At 69.5% G+C, this 14,941-nt stretch carries 16 protein-coding genes; 9 read left to right on the top strand and 7 right to left on the bottom strand.

Going from position 1 to position 14,941, the window contains the following annotated elements:
* Nucleotides 1–168 precede the first annotated feature (168 nt).
* The gene (locus CAM01S_RS10125; protein WP_066521230.1) at nt 169–816 is read left to right on the top strand and encodes an NAD(P)-dependent oxidoreductase; all 648 of its coding nucleotides are present in this window, start codon (nt 169–171) and stop codon (nt 814–816) included.
* Between the two features lie 46 nt (nt 817–862).
* Here CAM01S_RS10125 and CAM01S_RS10120 read toward each other — a convergent pair whose 3' ends face one another.
* Nucleotides 863–2,191, bottom strand: a complete 1,329-nt coding sequence (locus tag CAM01S_RS10120) for an MFS transporter (RefSeq protein WP_066520623.1) — start codon at nt 2,189–2,191, stop codon at nt 863–865.
* Between the two features lie 120 nt (nt 2,192–2,311).
* Here CAM01S_RS10120 and CAM01S_RS10115 point away from each other — a divergent pair, with 120 nt between their 5' ends.
* On the top strand, nt 2,312–3,169 hold the full coding sequence (locus CAM01S_RS10115) for a LysR substrate-binding domain-containing protein (RefSeq protein ID WP_066520618.1): 858 nt from the start codon (nt 2,312–2,314) through the stop codon (nt 3,167–3,169).
* 77 nt (nt 3,170–3,246) lie between these two features.
* Here the strand turns inward: CAM01S_RS10115 and CAM01S_RS10110 are convergent, their stop codons facing one another.
* Nucleotides 3,247–4,848, bottom strand: a complete 1,602-nt coding sequence (locus tag CAM01S_RS10110) for a hypothetical protein (protein WP_066520613.1) — start codon at nt 4,846–4,848, stop codon at nt 3,247–3,249.
* 100 nt (nt 4,849–4,948) lie between these two features.
* Between CAM01S_RS10110 and CAM01S_RS10105 the strand changes: the two genes are divergently transcribed.
* Nucleotides 4,949–5,926 carry an aldo/keto reductase gene (locus tag CAM01S_RS10105; RefSeq protein ID WP_066520608.1) on the top strand — a complete coding sequence of 326 codons (978 nt, stop codon included), beginning with the start codon at nt 4,949–4,951 and terminating at the stop codon, nt 5,924–5,926.
* A gap of 66 nt (nt 5,927–5,992) precedes the next feature.
* On the opposite strand, the gene CAM01S_RS10100 is transcribed toward CAM01S_RS10105, so the two are convergent.
* Nucleotides 5,993–6,640, bottom strand: a complete 648-nt coding sequence (locus CAM01S_RS10100; RefSeq protein WP_066520605.1) for an NADPH-dependent F420 reductase — start codon at nt 6,638–6,640, stop codon at nt 5,993–5,995.
* 110 nt (nt 6,641–6,750) lie between these two features.
* Here CAM01S_RS10100 and CAM01S_RS10095 point away from each other — a divergent pair, with 110 nt between their 5' ends.
* Together CAM01S_RS10095 and CAM01S_RS10090 are read left to right on the top strand one after the other, a co-directional pair.
* Entirely contained in the window at nt 6,751–7,035 is a 285-nt protein-coding gene (locus tag CAM01S_RS10095; RefSeq protein ID WP_066520598.1) for a GNAT family N-acetyltransferase, read from the top strand.
* 25 nt (nt 7,036–7,060) lie between these two features.
* A complete protein-coding gene (locus CAM01S_RS10090) occupies nt 7,061–7,522 on the top strand; it encodes a VOC family protein (protein WP_066520597.1) in 462 nt (153 codons plus the stop codon).
* Here the strand turns inward: CAM01S_RS10090 and CAM01S_RS10085 are convergent.
* Nucleotides 7,519–8,496 (bottom strand): NUDIX domain-containing protein, encoded by a 978-nt coding sequence (locus tag CAM01S_RS10085; protein WP_066520592.1) that lies wholly within the window; start codon nt 8,494–8,496, stop codon nt 7,519–7,521. The two genes, CAM01S_RS10090 and CAM01S_RS10085, sit on opposite strands and share 4 nt — an antisense overlap.
* 44 nt (nt 8,497–8,540) lie before the next feature.
* Nucleotides 8,541–9,185: a pyroglutamyl-peptidase I gene (gene pcp, locus CAM01S_RS10080; RefSeq protein WP_066520590.1), complete on the bottom strand. Its 645-nt coding sequence runs from the start codon at nt 9,183–9,185 to the stop codon at nt 8,541–8,543.
* A 106-nt stretch (nt 9,186–9,291) separates the two neighbouring features.
* Between pcp and CAM01S_RS10075 the strand changes: the two genes are divergently transcribed.
* Both CAM01S_RS10075 and CAM01S_RS10070 read left to right on the top strand, forming a co-directional pair.
* Nucleotides 9,292–10,038: a phosphotransferase enzyme family protein gene (locus CAM01S_RS10075; RefSeq protein WP_066520585.1), complete on the top strand. Its 747-nt coding sequence runs from the start codon at nt 9,292–9,294 to the stop codon at nt 10,036–10,038.
* Nucleotides 10,039–10,081: 43 nt separating this feature from the next.
* Nucleotides 10,082–11,014, top strand: a complete 933-nt coding sequence (locus CAM01S_RS10070; protein ID WP_066520579.1) for a DnaJ domain-containing protein — start codon at nt 10,082–10,084, stop codon at nt 11,012–11,014.
* A 110-nt stretch (nt 11,015–11,124) separates the two neighbouring features.
* Here the strand turns inward: CAM01S_RS10070 and CAM01S_RS10065 are convergent, their stop codons facing one another.
* Nucleotides 11,125–11,502 (bottom strand): RNA-binding S4 domain-containing protein, encoded by a 378-nt coding sequence (locus CAM01S_RS10065; protein WP_066520576.1) that lies wholly within the window; start codon nt 11,500–11,502, stop codon nt 11,125–11,127.
* Nucleotides 11,503–11,540: 38 nt separating this feature from the next.
* Here CAM01S_RS10065 and CAM01S_RS10060 point away from each other — a divergent pair, with 38 nt between their 5' ends.
* The gene (locus CAM01S_RS10060; protein ID WP_066520574.1) at nt 11,541–11,828 is read left to right on the top strand and encodes a hypothetical protein; all 288 of its coding nucleotides are present in this window, start codon (nt 11,541–11,543) and stop codon (nt 11,826–11,828) included.
* 75 nt (nt 11,829–11,903) lie between these two features.
* Nucleotides 11,904–13,205, top strand: a complete 1,302-nt coding sequence (locus CAM01S_RS10055) for a hypothetical protein (RefSeq protein WP_066520572.1) — start codon at nt 11,904–11,906, stop codon at nt 13,203–13,205.
* Nucleotides 13,206–13,224: 19 nt separating this feature from the next.
* On the opposite strand, the gene CAM01S_RS10050 is transcribed toward CAM01S_RS10055, so the two are convergent.
* Entirely contained in the window at nt 13,225–14,694 is a 1,470-nt protein-coding gene (locus tag CAM01S_RS10050) for a S1C family serine protease (protein ID WP_245631605.1), read from the bottom strand.
* Nucleotides 14,695–14,941: the final 247 nt, after the last annotated feature.

Here is a 14,941-nt window from a genome sequence, read left to right as displayed (position 1 = left end):
TCACGCGCCGCTCGACGTGGCCCGCCGGACGCTCAGCATTGGGGGACGCGCCCCCGACCGGCTGCAGCGGGGGAGGGAATGTGGCACGACCGAGTGCGTTCTCTCGGGTGTCCGTCGGACGCCGTGCGCGTCGGACGGCGACCGACTCAGCAGCTCAACGGAGGTTTCATGTCCACGATCGTCGTCTTCGGAGCAACCGGCTACGCCGGCTCCGCGATCACAGCCGAGGCCCGAGCGCGCGGCATGCGCGTCGTCGCAGTCGCGCGGAACATCTCGAACCTGCAGGCCGCGGACGACCTCGCTGTGGCGGAGGGCAGCATCTTCGACGCCGACTTCGTCAAAGAGACGGTGGCGGGCGCCGATGCGGTCGTCGTGGCACTGCACGCGATCGGATCCGACGGCGAGCGGCTGCTCGACGCGCTGCCGAGCCTCCTCGACGCGGCGGCGTCTGCCGGCGCGCGTCTGTCGTTCGTCGGCGGCGCCGGGAGCCTCGTTGTCGCCGATGGCGGCCCACGTCTGTTCGACACTCCCGAGTTCCCCGAGGCGTTCGCCGCGGAAGCGCGCGCACACGCCGAGATCCTGGATGCGCTGCGCAACTCCGACACGCCCGTCGACTGGTTCTATGTCAGCCCAGCCGCGGCATTCGGGTCCTACAACCCCGGCGAGCGTACCGGCGCATTCCGCGTCGGCGGCGACGTGCTCCTCACGGATGCTGACGGCAACTCGATGATCTCGGGCGCGGATTTCGCGATCGCCTACGTGGACGAACTCGAGCACCCGGCGCACCACCGGGAGCGGTTCGGCGTCGCCTACTGAGCGCGGCGGGACGCATCCCGCACCGGACGGGCCGAGCCGGCGGTCGTCACCGACTGACGATCGCCGGCAGTGGCACGTGGTGTCGCGTCCGCAGCGCGAGATGCAGGTGACCGCGTCGTGCGAGGACGAGGGCGATGACGGCTGCCGCGGCCGCGGGAATCCCGCCCGCGATGACCATGCCGACGTGGGCCCCGAAGTGATCGACGATCTGGCCCATGATCGGGCCGCCGATCGCCTGTCCGCCGAGCAGCACGAGGACGTACAGCGACATCACCCGACCGCGCACTGCGAGGTTCGATGACATCTGCACGAGCGAGTTCGACGCCGTCATGAAGAGCAGCTGTGCCATTCCGACGGTGATCAAGAGCACGGCGAACGGTGTGATCACGGGCGTCAGTCCGGTGATGACGAGCAGCACGCCGGACGACAGCACCCCGCCGACGATCGTGCGGAGTCGGACGACGGCGCGGCGCGTCGAGAGGAGGGCGCCGGAGAGCGCGCCGATCGCAACCATCGAGTTGAACAGGCCGTAGCCTCCGGCCCCGACGTGGTACACCGTCGAAGCGAACGCCGAGAGCAGGACCGGCATCGTCAGCGCGAAGACGGAGAAGAAGGCGACCATGATCACCGGGACGATGATCGTCGGCTTCGAGATCGCATAGCGCAGGCCCTCGGCCAGCTGCCCCTTCGATCGGGGGATCGACGGCATCGCGTGCAACTCAGACACTCGAAGGAACGCCAATGTCACGACGACGGCGACGCACGCAGCGGCATTGATACCGAACGACCAGCCGGCGCCGACGGTCACCAGCAGGACCCCGGACAATGCAGGACCGATCATGCCGCCGAGTTGGAACACGCTCGAGTTGAGGCTGATCGCGTTCTTGAGGTGCTCGCTCCCGACGATCTCCGTGACGAATACCTGACGGGCGGGGTTGTCGATCACGGTGACGATGCCGATGAAGAACGCGATCACCCAGATGTGCCACGCATGGACCACCCCCGTCAGCGTCAGGGCGGCGAGGATGCCGCTGAGGACCGCGAACGACGCCTGCGTGAGCATCATCAGCGCCCGTTTCGGGTACCGGTCGACGAACACACCCCCCAGGAGTCCGAAGAAGAGCATCGGAGCGAACTGGCATGCGACGGTGATCCCGACGTCGGCGACCGAACCGGTCAACTGCAGGACGAGCCAGTCCTGCGCGATGCGCTGCATCCAGCTGGCGGTCATTGCGACGACGTTCGTCGCCGTGAAGATCCGGAAGTTCGGAACGCTCAGTGCGATGAGGGTGTGGCGCCACGGCGGGCGGGTCGACTGGACGGGGAGCGGTTCGGTCGGCGGGGAGAGGGGTGCGGCGGTCGTTGGCGCGCTCACGGTGGTGCTCCGACGGTTGAAGGCGGGTGGTTCCGTATTCGAACATAACGGTTCAATCATCATTGCCTTCCCCTATGGTTGGAATCACTGCATTGCGATTCGTAATAGGTGAGGTGCGAGATGCTCGACCCGGTCCTCCTCGAGACCTTCCTCGCGGTCGCGGACACGCAGAGCTTCACGCGGGCGGCCGAACGCTTGGGGCTCAGTCAGCCGACCGTGAGCCAGCACGTCCGCCGGCTCGAAGCAGCGGTGTCTCGCACGCTCGTCGCCCGCGATACGCGCGGCGTCGCGCTGACCGACAACGGTGACGCGATGGCCGGCTTCGCCCGGACGATCCTCGCGGCGCACCGCACCGCGGACGCATACTTCTCCGGCGTCGCCGCGCGCGGCCGACTGCGGTTCGGCGCGGCCGATGACCTCGCGCAGACGCAACTGCCGAGGATCCTGCGGGACTTCCGGCGCCTGCACCCCCAGGTCGACCTCGAGCTGACGGTGGCGCAGTCCGGACAGCTTCTGCGGCGCCTGCACGCCGGGCACCTGGACCTCGTGTTCATCAAGCAGACCGCTGGTGAATCCGCCGAGGGGACGAGGGTCGCGACCGACCAGATGGTGTGGATGGCGCAAGACGGCATCGCCGTCGAGCCGGATCAGCCGGTGCCGCTCATCGTCTACCAAGCGCCGAGCCTGAGCCGGCAGATGGCGATCAACGCGCTCGAGGCCGCGGGGCGAACCTGGCGGATCACCTGCAACACTCGCGACGTGAACGGCGTGCTCGCGGCCGCTCGGGCAGGGATCGGCGTCGCGGTCTTCCCGCACTCACTGATCCCGCCCGATCTCGTGAAGGTCTCGGTCCGGCTCGCGTTGCCAGAGCTGCCAGCGGTCGACTATGTGCTGATCGCGAATCCCTCCGCTGCGGCCGAGGCGACGGAGGCCCTGACCAGCGCGATTCTCACCCGGGGTGTCACGCGCGCGATCTGATTCGTCTCGTCGCTTCCGCCTGACTCGGACTGCACGAGCCCCAATCAGCGGGCTGCTCGAGGCCCAATCAGGCGGCGTCAGAGGCCGAGGTGCGGCGCGATCTCGCTCCCCGTGAGGTTCGGAACGTGGATACCGGCAGCCGGTCCGGCTGCGAGCGCGACGGCGTAGAGCAGAACGACCGTGCCGACGATCGCGAGCACGAGACCGAGCAGTCCGGCGGCCCGATGCCATGCCGATGCGTCCTGACGGCGCAGTGGTATCGCTGAGAGCACGATGCCGAGCAGTCCGAGGAGCACCGCCGCGCCGTGCACGGTTGCGGGGGTGGTGAACCAGATCCCAGCGATTGCGATCGTGAGGACACCCGCGAACGCTCCGATGAGCGCTGCCGGGCCGGATCCGACGCTGATCGCGAGGTGGTGACCCGAGGGTGCGACAGCCGCCGTGGCGGGTCCGATGGACGGTCCAGGAATCCGGTCCGCTCCGCCCCGTTCAGCGCTGCGGGCTGCTCGTGTGTCGAGTCGGCCGGTTCGGGCCGCGCCGCGCTTCGAGCGCTCAGCGCCCGCGTCTCGCGTGGATCGTGGGGCGACGTCGTTCGGCGCGACGGCAGCCGTCGCGGATGGCGCCGGTGGTGCTGCTGCGCGGCGGCGACCGCTCGGCGCCGCCCCTCGCGCGCGTCGACGCCGACGATCTGTTGCCCCGTCAGCGACATGACGCCGTTGGCGGCGGGGTGTGGTCTCCGCTGCTCCGGAATGGTCCGGCGCTTCCGATACTGGCGACGAGGCGCTGAGCACCGCCCGTGCCGACGCGTCGTCGTTGTGCTCCTGGATTTCGGCCGCGTCGCCGGCGACGGCGGCGCGGAACGGGAACGGGAATGGAGCTGACGGTGCGTCGCCTTCCCCGGCAGTCGGAAACGCAACCGGAGGCGCGACCGTTTCGTCCGCCGTCGGGACCGGAACGGGAGGCGCGATCGTCTCGCTGGCCGTCGGGACCGAAGCGGAAGGCGCAATCATTTCGTCCGCCGACGGGACCAGTACCGATGACGCGGAGGGCTGAAGGGACGCCGTCGTCGCAGTGGCGGGGAGCGAGCGCGGCTCGGCGAGCTCGGGGTCTGCGCGACCCGCACGAGCGGGAGGCGCGGTCGGGGTGGTGCGGATCGGCTGCGGATCGGGGGAGGTCGGCAGCTCGCCCGGGGTCAGCATGTGCTCGAGTCCGGGAACCGAGAACCGAGGGCGTCCCGGTGCTTGCGGAATGCCACGCGCGGGCGGCGCCTCGAGCGCGCCGGCTGGCGCGGCGGGGTTCGCGATCGACGACGGCGTCCGCGCGAGCGCCGCGGCCGGAGCGGCACCGCCGAGAGGCGGTGACGTCGGTGCTGGGGGGAGGGCGTCGAGGTCTGGTGCGTGCTCGGGGATGACGACTCGCGGCCGCGGTCGAGTTCGTTCCTCGCCGTTCGTGCGTGTTGCGCTCGGGTCCGACCCGACAGTGGCGGCCGGGGGCAGGGGCGCTCCGCCGGCGCTCGAGAGGGACCGGTCGGCGGGAGGCGGCGTGGTCACCCAGGCAGGGATCACACGCCTCGCCTGGGACGGTTGCGGTTGCGGTTGGAGGCGCGCGGCGGGAGGTGCGGGAGCGTCGGCAGCGACGTCCTGGTTGTCACTCGCGTCGGGTGAGCGATGGGGAACCACGGGAGCGCTCCTTGAGGAGATCTTGTTTGAAACTCTGTTCTATCCACAGCGCAGGAGCCCCGCATGCCCCAGTGAAGGGGGTGCGGATAGGGTCGAGATCATGGCAGCTGTCGAATATCGCAACCTCGGTCCCTCTGGTCTTGTCGTCTCCACCGTGGGGCTCGGATGCAACAACTTCGGCCGCCCGGGCACGGCCACCGAGACGCAGGCCGGTACAGACGCCGTCATCGGGGCGGCGATCGACGCCGGCGTCACGTTGTTCGACACCGCTGACATCTACGGCGGTGAGCCGGGGCGGTCGGAGTCGATGATGGGCAAAGCGCTTGCCGGACGCCGCGAACAGATCGTTCTCGCCACGAAGTTCGGCATGGACATGCACGGCTCGAATGGTCCTGACTGGGGTGCGCGTGGGTCGCGCCGATACATCCGTCTCGCCGTAGAGGGCTCGCTTCGACGACTCGGCACGGACTGGATCGATCTGTACCAAATGCATGCCCCGGACCCGTCGACGCCGATCGAGGAGACGCTCGCCGTCCTCGACGATCTCGTGCGGGAGGGCAAGGTTCGCTACATCGGTCATTCGAACTTCGCGGGCTGGCAGATCGCGGAGGCCGAGCTCACGGCCTCCATCGCAGGAACGACTGCGTTCGTCTCGGCGCAGAACGAGTACAGCCTGCTCGCGCGTCACAGTGACCGGGAGGTCCTGCCTGCCGTCCGCGCCTATGCGCTCGGATTCCTGCCGTACTTCCCGCTGTACAACGGGCTGCTCACCGGGAAATACACCGAGGGCGGCGCTCCTGAGGATGGACGGCTGACCCGGCTGAAGCCCGAGGTTCTCGCGTCGGCGCCGTGGGGGACGCTCTCCGCCTACCAGCGGTTCTGTGATGATCGCGGCATCACGATGCTGCAGGCGACGTTCGCTTGGCTGCTCGCGCAGCCCGGCCTGACGAGCGTCATCGCTGGCGCGACCCGTCCGGAGCAGATCGTCCAGAACCTCGACGCCGGAACAGCGTGGACCCCCTCCGACGACGATCTCGCCGAGATCGAACTGCTCTTCGCCGGTGACACGCGCGCGTAAGCGTCCCTGATGCGGATCGGCCCGCACCCCGAGCGCGGGGAGCGGGCCGATCGACAGTCATCGACGTCACATGTCGCGATAGCGCTTCGCGTTCGCGACGGCGTTCTCGAGATCGATGGCGGCGTACGGCTTCACGTATCCGGGCGTATCACGCTGGATGCGCCAGCCCTCCGACAACCGACCGATGTCGACCGCGTCGAACCCGAACTCGTCGATCAAGTCGGCGACGGTCTTCTTCGCATCCGCATCGTCGCCGGCAACGATCAACGCGCGCCGCCCCTCTGACCCGCTCGGCGTTCCCTGCGTGGTCAGGTCGGCCGCGGCGATGTGATTGAACGCCTTGACGACGTGCGAGGCGGGAAGATGCCGCTGCAGCATCTCGGACGTGGTCGTCGACTCGTCGTCGAGTTCCGCGATCTGACCGTCTCGCTGCGGGTAGTAGTTGTTCGTGTCGATCACGACCTTGCCCGCCAGCGGTTCGACGGGAACGGTGTCGATCGCGTGCAGCGGGATGGTGACGACGACGATGTCGCCGGCAGAAGCGGCCTCAGCGACCGTGCCCGCGGTGGCGTGGTCACCGAGTTCCGTCACGAGATCCTGGAGCGTCTCCGGTCCGCGCGAGTTGGACATCACGACGTCATAACCGCGGCCCACCGCGAGCCGGGCAAGTTGAGAGCCGATATTTCCTGAGCCGATAAATCCGATGGTGGTCATGTCTCAAGCAAACGCTCCATCGGTCGGAGCATTCCAGGTGGCTTCCAATCGGCGTATCCCGCGCGTCCGCACATCGCTCGATGCGGCCCGGAGAGGTGCAGGATGTGTCCATGGCTATCGAGTTCCGCAATGAGACCGACCAGAGCCGGTACGCGATGTACGTGGACGGAAACCTCGTCAGCGTCGCGGACTACCGCATCAACGGCGACTCGATCGCCTTTCCGCACACGTATACCGTGCCCACGTTTCGCGGGAAAGGCTACGCGGCGGACGTCGTCGGGTTCGCGATCGACGACGTCGAGGAGAACAGCGCCCGCCGAGTCGTCCCGATGTGCTGGTACGTCGGCAAGTGGTTCGACGAGCACCCCGATCGCGCAGGCCTGCTGACCCGCTGAACAACGCTCGACGAAGGAGTCGACCATGCAACACATCGTCCCGTTCCTCTGGTACGACGGCCAGGCCGAGGCAGCGGCGACGCTGTACACCTCGGTGTTCCCGAATTCGCAGATCGATTCCGTGCAACGGCTTCCCGACGGTCGGACCGCGGTTGTCGAATTCACGCTCTTCGGACAGCCGTATCGGGCCATGGACGGCGGTCCGGGGCACCCGCACTCGGACGCCATCTCCTTCCAGGTGGACGTCGACGATCAGGCGGAACTCGATCACGCCTGGAACGCCTTGATGGCGGACGGCGGGCGTCCCCTCGCCTGCGGCTGGCTCACGGATCGATGGGGAGTGGCGTGGCAGATCACGCCGCGTCGGCTTGGCGAGCTGCTCGCAACCCCGGACGACGGCGTCCGTGCTCGCGTCTTCGCAGCGATGCTCGAGATGGTGAAGATCGACCTTCCCGCCCTGGAGGCCGCTGCCGCACACGTCGATTAGGGCAGGCGTTCCCGAAGCCAGCGGGGACCGATCGTCTCGGCACCAAGCGCCGAGACGCGGTCCCGGAGTTGCCGATCGGCGGTCACCACATACGCCGGCGCCGCGCCGATCTCGATGGCGCGCCGCGTGGTCTCGACGATCGCATCGTCTCCGGACCCCGGCGCGATCGTGACCTCGACGGCGGCGGAGGATGCGCTCATTGCATGTTCCGCGCCGCGCCCGGAGGGGTCGTCCGCTGCACGAGCTGCTCCTTCGAGCACGACGTTCCACCGCGGCCACCAGTGCGCGAAGGGCAGGCCGAGCATGCTCGCCGGCGTTCCCTCGTGCGCGATCGCCTGCACCCCGGCGAGGAGCCTTGCTGCTGCACCGGCTCGGTCGCGCCACCAGCCATCCGGTTCGCTGCCGACGACATTCGCGGCGTCCACGATGATCGTCGGGCGCACGTCGAGCGCCTGCCGAAGCGCCGGCCAGCTCGAGCCGAATCCGGGGTGCAAGGGCAACGCGTCGACCGCTCCGACTGGCACCCACTCGAGGGCGAGACTCTCGCGATCACCGAGTACGGGTTCGAACGGGCGAGTCGCTGTCGCGAGCACCGTCGTATACGTCCAGAAGTCGAGGTCCAGCACCGAAGTGGCTCGTACGTGGAGCGCTGCGGCGGGTACACCCGCCTCCTCGGCCGACTCGCGGAGTGCACCGCGCACGGCGTCCTCATGCTGGTGGCGGGCGCCGCCCGGAATGCCCCAGGTGCCGCCGTAGTGGCTCCACTCGACGCGGTGCTGGAGGAGCACACGACCGGCACCGTCGTCGACGAGGAGACCCGCCGCCCCGAACAGGCCCCAGGCTTTCCTGCCGTCGGGTCCGTATGCCCACGCGTCGCCCGGATCTCGCGGCCCAGGAGGAGGGCCACTGGGCCGGCCCGGCGGCACGGGAGGGTGCTCAAGCGGCGTCTGCTCGTCGTGCCGCTCGTCACCCATGGGTCAAGCGTCGCACGCGGGAGCCGCCCGTGTCATCGGAGCGGTCATGCAATCGCGCCTGCCGGCACCGCGGTGTCGGGCGCTGGGTCGAGCGCTGCATCCACCATCGCGCGGAGCCCGGCGGCGATGAGGTGCAGTGCGACGACCGGTGTGCCGTCATTGTTCGCCGGGCTGGTCTCGGGCGTCGCCGGCACGTGCACGAATCCGGATCGAACGGGACTGCCCGCGGTGATCGACTGCAGCACGGTGAACACGTGGTTGCAGACGTATCCGCCCGCCGTCGAGGACAGCGCCGCAGGCGCGCCCGCGGCCTGCGCAGCGGCGACCATGCGCTTGACCGGAAGGGTCGAGAAGAACGCGGCCGGCCCTCCTGGCACCGAAGGACGGTCGACCGGCTGAGCGCCGTCCGCGTCGGGGATGCGCGCATCGTCGAGGTTCACCGCGACGCGTTCGGGCGTCAGCGCAGCACGCCCTTCCGCCAGCCCGGTGGCGATCACGATGTCGGGGACGAAGGACGCGATCGCGTCGCGCAGCAGGTGGCCGGCGCGTTCGAACGCGACCGGCAAGAGGAGCGTCTGCAGGTCCGCCGCACCCTCCCAGGCGGCTGCCACCGACTGCACAGCGTCCCAGGAGGGATTCCGCGCAGCGCCCGCAAACGGTTCGAAACCGGACAGGAGGATCGTCGTCACCCCCGCAACGATACGGGTACGTGAAAAGATCACGTAACGATAACGATCCGGTGCGGCTACGCTGACGAGACGGTGTCGATGATGACGCCGGGGCTGGAGGGCTCCCATGGAACGCATCACTCGGGCGGATGACCGGATTCACCGGCCTGCCGGGCCATGGACGCCGACGGTGCATCGGCTCCTCGCGCATCTCCACGAGCACGGTTTCGTCGAGGCGCCCGAGCCCATCGAGGTCGGGCATGCGCTGGAGACCGTCTCGTTCATCCCCGGGATCGCCGGCAACTACCCGTGGACCGAGGATGTCGCGTCGGAAGCCGCGCTCGTCACCTGCGCGCGGCTGCTGCGGAACTACCACGACGCTGCATCCGCGTTCATCCACGACGCAGAGCTCGACACCTGGTCGCAGGCGCCTCGGCTCCCGGTTGAGACGATCTGCCACGGCGACTTCGCCCCCTACAACGTCGTGTTCAACGGCCGATCTGCCGTCGGCATCATCGACTTCGACACGGCGCACCCGGGCCCCCGGGTGTGGGATGTCGCCTCCGCCGTCTATCGGTTCGCTCCGTTCACGACCGCGCCCGACCGCCCTCGATCAGTGACGACATTCCCCGCGCAGCTCTCGCGCGCCGTTGAGTTCTGCCGCGCGTACGATCTCGATCCGGCCGGCCGCGCCACGATCGTCGAGGCGATGGTCGGCGGCCTTGTCGCACTGGTGACCTGGATGGAAACCGAGGCAGCAGCGGGCAACCCCAAGTTCATCAGCGATATCGAACACGGCGACGCCGATCTGTACCGCGCCGACGTCGCCTACATCGAAGAACACGCAGCAAGCATTCGGGAAGCGCTCGCCTGACCGATAGCTGCGGGAGAGGGCGACTCGATATCCTCTCCCGGTCATGAGCGATTCCCCGGCCGACGCCACCCCCTACGAAGTGCTCGGCGTCCTGCCAACGGCCGACGATGAGTCGCTTCGTCGCGCGTATCGCCGAGCGGCACGCGAGCGCCACCCGGACCTCGGCGGCGATCCCCATGCGTTCCGGCAGCTGCAGGACGCGTGGGAGCAGATCGGCACGCCCGCTGCTCGTCGTGCGTACGACGCCGGCGCGACGAGTCGCGCATCGTCGCGCGTCCCCGCGGGCGGCCGGGCAGACGGGGCCTTCGTCGGGTTCGCGCCGCCGTCTCCACGCCGCGACTCGCGCCCTCGGGCCCGGTCGTACGGGCATCCGGGAGGCCGTTCCCGCGAGATCTTCCTCGCCGCCCTTCGCGAGTGGGTCGGTCTCGGCGACCCCATCGACGATCCGTACGATCCAGCGCTGATCCGGTCAGCCCCGCCGGGCGTTCGCCGACTCATCGCGGAGGCGCTCGCCGAAGAGTCGACGGCGGGCCTCGTTGCCGATCTCGGCATTGCAGTGACCGTATGGCACGACGTCGACGCCGGACCCGACGGCAAGCTCGATCACATCGTGCTCTCGCCGAACGGACTCTGGGCGATCGAATCGATCGACTGGGGTGGGCGGGTCCGCGTTGAGCATGGCGAGATCGTCGGCCCGACGCTCGCGCCGGGGGAGCGTCCGGTGCACGCGCTCGTGCGCGCGTCACGCGCCGTGCAGCGCGTCACGCGCATCCGCTTCACCGGCCGCTTGCTCGTCGTTCCGGACAGCGCGGTGGACGACGACATCCAGGTCGTCGGTCATGCGCGCAAGCCGACCGCGTTCGTGGTCCGGCGCAGCGCGCTTCGCGCAGTGCTCAACACCCCCGCGGCGGAGCCCGGGACCGTCGACGTGTTCGCAATTCGCGACCGATTGCAGCAGACCGTCCGATTCATCTGAGGGGTCCGCGCCGCAGCGCACGGCGAGGTAACCGGCCCCGGCCCCATCGCGGCGCAGACCCCGGTGCAGCACGGATCGGGGATCGCGGACCGGGGATCGCGGATCGCGGATCAGTATCCCCGCAGGCGCTCGATCTCGCGTCGGTCGCGTTTGCTCGGCCGTCCCGCGCCCCGGTCGCGCACGGCGAGGAACGCGGTCTCCGTCGGTGACGGCGGCGGGGGCGTGTGGTCCTCGAGGCACGTGGCGGCGACGGCAGCCCCCAACCGTTTCAGCACGATGGCGCGAACCACGACAATCCGGTCGAACCCGTTCTGACGCACCCGCACCTCATCGCCAGGCGCAACCGTTTGCGCCGGCTTGGCGCGCTCGCCGTTGACGCGCACGTGCCCGGCTCGACACGCCGCCGTCGCGGCCGATCTGGTCTTCGTCAGTCGCACCGCCCAGATCCAGACGTCCACCCGGACTCGATCGGCGGCGGTGTTCGGCATGCCGTCATGGTAGGCGTCCCGGCGCGTAGCATCGCGGAATGGACTCGGCCGCCGCAGCCCTCCGGTCTCGGGGGCTCGTCGTACTCGGGTCGGTGCCGATCGGTACCCGTGTGGTTGTCCGCGCGCATGATGCCGACGGCGCGGTCGATGCCCTCGGCACGCTGGCAGCGCGAGATCCCGGGCACGTCACCGTCGACACCCGGCGCGGCCTCGTCGTGATTGCGCTCGAGGCTGTCATCGCGGCGAGGCCGGTGCCCCCGCCGCCCGGCGCACGCGAGCGTGGCCTCGCTCCGCGGTCGGCACCGAATCCGGAAGCATTCCCGTGATGCGACGCTGAGCGCATCCCGGGCATCGCGCGTGCCGCGACCGGTGATTCGAACGCGCGCCCGTACCGTGGAGGAATGGTCGCTGCCAGTCTCGCCGAACTCGGACCCGTGTCTGAGGAACGCACGGCCACCGTCCGATTCGACCGACCGGAGCATTGGCGTCGCCTCGGCGCCGAGGTCGCGCCGCTCGGGTCGCAGCATGCCGCCACGTCGCCCCAGGCGGAGCTGCGCATCGGCAACGAGGCGACGCAGGTCCGGATTCGCTCGCGGCCGAGCGACAACAGCATCGCCGACGAGTGCCTCGCCCTCCTCGCCCGCCTCCCGGGCGCCGGCGACGGGGTGATCGTTGTGGGGTGCGACGTCTGGACGGCGGCCGGTGCGCCAGCGCGCCTCGTCGAGTATGTCCGCCTCGGGGGGAGCACCCGAGAGTCGGTGTTCACATCGCATCTGCTGATCGCGGACGGCCGCAATCGAACGGAATGCGTCGTCGACCGCTCGCTCGTCGGGCTCGGGGATGCCGATGGCGTCGTATTCGCGTTCCTTGAGACGGTGCGCGCGCTCGTCCACACGCGTGGCGGCGACCATCGTCGCGAACCGCTCCCGAGCCTCCCGACCGCTCCGGTGCAGCCGAGCATCGAACTCGACGCGGTGGCGTTCGAGGCGTTGCAGGCCCTCGCGGGCAAGCGGTGGACTCCGAGTGCGCTCCGGTCAGCGGGTGGACGCACGCTCGTCGACGCGGGTCTGGTCTCGCGCTTCGGGGCGGTCCCGACGTCGACGTCGGAGCTCATCGAACCGTTCACGGCGGATCGCGCGCCGCTCGTCCTCGAGCAGCGGAGCGATGACGGCGCCGTGACGCGCCTCCGAGCGTTCGCCCGTCCGCCGCGAAGTGCCGGCGCAGAGGCTGGCTTCACCGTCGTCATCGGGGATGACACCGTGGGCTACCGCATCGGCGCCATGAGCACGCCGGACCTGTTGCGCACGCTGGCCGGGAGGCTCGGCGTGCGCCCGACGTGGACGTGGGCGTTTCGCACGCCGCGGCTCCCGGCGGCCGTGTTCGACGCCCGTGCCGGTGCCGGTGCCCGTGCTGGCGCCGGTGCTCTTGCCGGTGCCGCTGCTCCCAAGATCGCTGCGTCGGAGCGACTTCCTGAGGCGCTCCAGCGCGACGAGGCACTCGCCCGGTTCTGGGCTGCTCCGTGGACGGTTTCCTCGCTCCACCGACCCGGCGATGAGACCGGCGCGCGGATCGTCCGCGCCCATGGGGTCGGGTTCGCGCGCGTCGGTCGCGCCACCGGCGGCCAGGTCGCGTTCCGTGTGGAGGCACCCGCGAACGTCTTCCGGACGCTGGTCGGCGCCGTCACCGCCGCCGAGGCGGGGTGACGGCGCCGATCGAGTGAAGTCAGGCAGCGGGTCCTGCGACCAGCGTCACCGACACGGTCGAGGAGCTGCCCGAGGCCGAGCTGTACGTGACGGACAGCGTCGAGCCGATCGAGTGCGCCTGGATCAGCGAGGTCAGCTGGTCGGCGCTCGTGACACTCGTCCCGTCGATGGCCGTGATGACGTCGCCGGCGGCGAGTCCGGCCCCGGCCGCGGGGGAGCCCGTGACGACGCCAGCGATCTGCACTCCACCGCTCGCGGTCGACGTGCCCTGCACCTCGACGCCGAGGAAGGCTGGCAGGCCGATCATGACGGTCGACGATGCCTTGCCGGCGATGATCTGGTTCGCGACGGAGGAAGCCGTCGTGATCGGGATCGCGTAGCCGGTGACGTCAGCCGTGCCCGACGACGCTGCTGTTGCCATGCCGATGACATCGCCGGAGCTGTTCAGGATCGGACCGCCGGAATCACCGGAGACGACGTCGGCCGAGACTTCGATGAGGTTCTTCAGCGACTCGGTGCCGCTCCCGGAGTCGCTCTGGACGGTGATGCTCTGGCCAGTCGCGACGACGCTGCCGGTGGCAGCGACGAGCTGACCCTGACCTTCTGCGTTACCGACGTCGGTGACGCTCTGACCGGCACTGACCGAATCGCTTGTGCCCAGCTTGACGGGGGTCAGACCTGACGCGTTCTGGAGCTTCAGCACCGCGACGTCAGCGGTCTTGTCCTCGCCGACGACGTTCGCTGTGTAGGTCTTCCCGGTGGACTGGACGGTCACCTGGATCGCGGTGGCGCCCTCGATGACGTGGTTGTTCGTGAGGATCTCGCCATCGGACGTCAAGATCATGCCGGTGCCGGCCGCTTCGCTCTGCGCGCTGTAGTTGAGCTGGGACACGATGGTCACAAGCCCCGCCTTCTGCGCCGCGGTCGCCGCGGTCTGGGCGCTCTGGGAGCCGCTGCCGGCGCCGGTTCCGCTGCCGGGGAGCGTGCCGCTGCCGGGAAGGCTGCCGCTGCCACTGGACCCGCCGTTGCCGCTGATGCCCCCACTGCCGCCGAGGCCGCCGTAGCCGGGGACGGAGGGCGCGCTGTGCGACGACGATCCGCCGGACCCGGACGACGTGGTCTGGTCGGACGGCCGAGTGACCAACCCAAACGCCGTTCCACCGGCCGCTCCGAGCACCGCGAGCGCGGCGATGCCCGACCCGATCGCCAGTCCAACACGACGCCGGTGCGAGCGACCCGCGTCTGCGGCCGGACCGAACGGGCTGCGGGTGCCGTAGCCCTGCGCGGCCGGGCTGCCCATGAGGTAGGGGCCGCGACCGTCGTGCGTGTAGGTGTAGGGGCCGGATCCGTCGGGCGCGTAGAGGTATGGGCCGGAACCATCGAAGGCATACGCGGACCGGAGCGTCGACGGATCCGCGTGGGGTGCTTCCGCGTAGGCGTGGGAAGCGTGTTCGTTGCGGGAGTCGTCGTGGTCGTAGTAGTCAGTCATCTGCTATCTCCGGTGGTTGCTTCGATTGCCCGGTTGGGGCGTCGATGCATCTAGTGAAGAACTCGTTCCGATGAAAAACCTATGAGCGGTCCGAACGTGCGCTCCGGGTCGGGTTGGGGAATTGTGAGTTGATCGGTCCACGACGGCGCGGGGCGCCGGGCACGGGCGCGGAAGCGTGCGCGAATAGGTAAGGTAAGGCTGTCCTAATCCGCTCGATCAGGAGGCCCGACTATCCACCGCGCCCACC

The sequence above is a fragment of the Curtobacterium ammoniigenes NBRC 101786 genome (assembly GCF_001571045.1).
Taxonomy (GTDB): Bacteria; Actinomycetota; Actinomycetes; order Actinomycetales; family Microbacteriaceae; genus Curtobacterium; species Curtobacterium ammoniigenes.
The sequence above is the reverse complement of the archived record's forward strand: the minus strand, read 5'-3'. Positions and strand labels throughout refer to the sequence as shown.

Coding starts and splice junctions, on each gene's coding strand:
- CAM01S_RS10125 (WP_066521230.1), top strand. CDS start 169: ATGTCCACGATCGTCGTCTTCGGAGCAACCGGCTACGCCGGCTCCGCG.
- CAM01S_RS10115 (WP_066520618.1), top strand. CDS start 2,312: ATGCTCGACCCGGTCCTCCTCGAGACCTTCCTCGCGGTCGCGGACACG.
- CAM01S_RS10105 (WP_066520608.1), top strand. CDS start 4,949: ATGGCAGCTGTCGAATATCGCAACCTCGGTCCCTCTGGTCTTGTCGTC.
- CAM01S_RS10100 (WP_066520605.1), bottom strand. CDS start 6,640: ATGACCACCATCGGATTTATCGGCTCAGGAAATATCGGCTCTCAACTT.
- CAM01S_RS10095 (WP_066520598.1), top strand. CDS start 6,751: ATGGCTATCGAGTTCCGCAATGAGACCGACCAGAGCCGGTACGCGATG.
- CAM01S_RS10090 (WP_066520597.1), top strand. CDS start 7,061: ATGCAACACATCGTCCCGTTCCTCTGGTACGACGGCCAGGCCGAGGCA.
- CAM01S_RS10085 (WP_066520592.1), bottom strand. CDS start 8,496: ATGGGTGACGAGCGGCACGACGAGCAGACGCCGCTTGAGCACCCTCCC.
- CAM01S_RS10075 (WP_066520585.1), top strand. CDS start 9,292: ATGGAACGCATCACTCGGGCGGATGACCGGATTCACCGGCCTGCCGGG.
- CAM01S_RS10070 (WP_066520579.1), top strand. CDS start 10,082: ATGAGCGATTCCCCGGCCGACGCCACCCCCTACGAAGTGCTCGGCGTC.
- CAM01S_RS10065 (WP_066520576.1), bottom strand. CDS start 11,502: ATGCCGAACACCGCCGCCGATCGAGTCCGGGTGGACGTCTGGATCTGG.
- CAM01S_RS10060 (WP_066520574.1), top strand. CDS start 11,541: ATGGACTCGGCCGCCGCAGCCCTCCGGTCTCGGGGGCTCGTCGTACTC.
- CAM01S_RS10055 (WP_066520572.1), top strand. CDS start 11,904: ATGGTCGCTGCCAGTCTCGCCGAACTCGGACCCGTGTCTGAGGAACGC.
- CAM01S_RS10050 (WP_245631605.1), bottom strand. CDS start 14,694: ATGACTGACTACTACGACCACGACGACTCCCGCAACGAACACGCTTCC.